The organism is Paenibacillus taihuensis (assembly GCF_003386535.1).
GTDB lineage: Bacteria > Bacillota > Bacilli > Paenibacillales > Paenibacillaceae > Paenibacillus_Z > Paenibacillus_Z taihuensis.
In genome coordinates this window covers 1-2151 of record NZ_QTTN01000082.1, presented here as the reverse complement: position 1 = coordinate 2151, position 2151 = coordinate 1, and the positions used below count along the sequence as shown (strand labels likewise).

The following is a 2151-nucleotide window of genomic DNA, read 5'->3' as shown; positions in this document are numbered from 1 at the left end:
TTTTTTTTAGCAGGGTCACGTCTGCTAAGTCATGGCATCACCTAAGAAAGATCTTGATGGCCCTCTAGATCGTGGCTGGTTTGTTGATGGAGCCTACTTTACTGGCTCCACACCTTCCGGTAGTAACCGGTTGTCCAGCCACTGCAAGTGAGTTGAGGTTAAGCGTGAGACAAGCCCAAGGAAGGGGCCACTTCCTTGGGCTTTTGTCGTTCAAAAGATGGCAGGGAACGCTACAAATCAAAAAGAACCGCAGCATGGCTACGGTTCCTTAATGCTTTTGAGAAGGATAGCCGGGGTGACACTCCCGGATCTCCTAACCGCTTTCGCGGGGCGCTGGCTGCCTGTTCCAACCTCTGCTCCTTCTCGTAAGCAGTGTATCCTATTTTGGCTACACCTATTATAGACCTAAAACATGAATATGCGCAAGCTGGTTATCCGCTAAAACAGCAGATAACCCCTATCTGGAAAATTATCAGTATACTTTAATATAGCCGTTATTATTATAATTATCCCACTTATCTTCAGACATTACGAATAATGTTCTCGCGAAAAACCTACCGCTCCGCGCTGCTCTAACTGCGACCAACACCCTCTCATCATCGCTACCGTCCTGCGGATATTCGCAAATGTACTGAATGGATCCGTCATTCGGGTTCAATGAAACATACTTAGGTGCCGCAATAATCGCTTCGACAAGGTGGCCGTATTTTGCGTAATCGTTAGGGTGACTGAGCCTCATGTGGTCAATGTTTTGTTGACCGCTAAAGATAGGCGTTCCCGCAGATTCTGTTAGTCCTAGCAAGTCGATCTCTCGCTGCTTAATCTCTCCTATCTTGCCACCGGCCATTTCTAATCCTCTCCTCCCTCGTCGTTTTCTGCTTCTTGCTCTTCTGGCTCTTCTTCCTCGTCTTCAACAAGCACGTCCGAAATCAATCCATATTCGACCTGCGCATGCTGCAGTAAAACATCTTCATCCATGCCAGCTAGATCCTGTACCATCCCCAGCAGCGTCTCTATGCTGTCTTTTGAACGCAAACGGTACGTTTCTTTAACGGCTATGCCTGCTACTGGCTTGTCCTTGTACAAAAATGGGCTGTCAAAGACTGCAACCTCATCAATGTAGAGTTGACTGATACCGTATTTATCTGACTTTCGAAGGTGATGACGGTGCCCGATCAGCACGCCATCCGTCCGCTTTGTAATAAACAGCAAAAAGTTAACGGGTTTCTGTTCATGGGTCGGCTGTTTTGATCTGCCGTCTCGAGCCCAATGGAAAATATGAACGACATTAATGATTTCACCGTAAACACCAGCCAACTCCTTCAGTGAAGTCACAAGGTCTTGGATGAGTGCCTGGTCGTCAGCCTCGTGTTTCCTTTTCGGCTGCAGGTTCAATATGGAGTTTGTATAGGGAATAAGGAACGTTGTATGCGACTTCTTGTCGTCTTTGGTCCGATAAATCAAACCTGCTTCAACAAGCTTATGTATCCAGCCGTCAATCGTTCGCGTCTGTTTGTCAAAGTAATCAGCAATGGTTTGAATGCTATGCCAACTCACACCGTTTTCATTGCCGGCTACGAATCCGAAATACAAGTATAGCCGCAGTGCTCCTTCATCCAAGTTTTTAAGCAGTTCAAGCTCTTTAAACGATTTAAACAGTGCAAAGAATGGCGACTTCATCACGCTATTATTCTGGCGCCATTGTGCGTAGTAACTGCGTAAGGCGTTAAGTTCGTCACCGTCGTTGAGCCCTGACCCCAGTATCGGAATACGTGCCATTATTACACCCCTGTTCTCTATGCTAGTGAAGGTAGTGTATCACGAAGCAAAATGTTCCGTAAAGCGCGTTATGGCGCATGAAAATATATAAAATACTGCGTTGATTTACGTTTTAACTCTGCGCTAACTTTCGTACAAATAAGACTACGATACGGGGAATAATACACATTATCAACACGGCGCGATGAATACGCAGAGCGGGCACGATGCTAGCTTTCGTGTCGTAGACATTTTTTGTTTTTTTTCATAACGGCGACAACCTGTCAGCAGCAGCCGGTAATCGAGTAGGAGGAGGCGGCTAGCCTCCGTCCTCTCACACCACCGTACATGCGGGTCCGCATACGGCGGTTCCAAAAGGTTAACAAAGCTCCA

2 protein-coding genes are annotated in these 2151 nt (G+C 46.7%); both read right to left on the bottom strand.

The genetic code is table 11. The features are described 5' to 3' along the window. Nucleotides 1-472: 472 nt before the first annotated feature. A complete protein-coding gene (locus A8990_RS31125) occupies nucleotides 473-847 on the bottom strand; it encodes a PBECR3 domain-containing polyvalent protein (RefSeq protein WP_116192902.1) in 375 nt (124 codons plus the stop codon). A gap of 2 nt (nucleotides 848-849) precedes the next feature. Next, nucleotides 850-1779: a helix-turn-helix domain-containing protein gene (locus A8990_RS31120; RefSeq protein ID WP_116192901.1), complete on the bottom strand. Its 930-nt coding sequence runs from the start codon at nucleotides 1777-1779 to the stop codon at nucleotides 850-852. Nucleotides 1780-2151: the final 372 nt, after the last annotated feature.

Excerpts from the sequence above, each read along its gene's own strand:
- A8990_RS31125 (WP_116192902.1), bottom strand. The coding sequence starts at position 847 with ATGGCCGGTGGCAAGATAGGAGAGATTAAGCAGCGAGAGATCGACTTG.
- A8990_RS31120 (WP_116192901.1), bottom strand. The coding sequence starts at position 1,779 with ATGGCACGTATTCCGATACTGGGGTCAGGGCTCAACGACGGTGACGAA.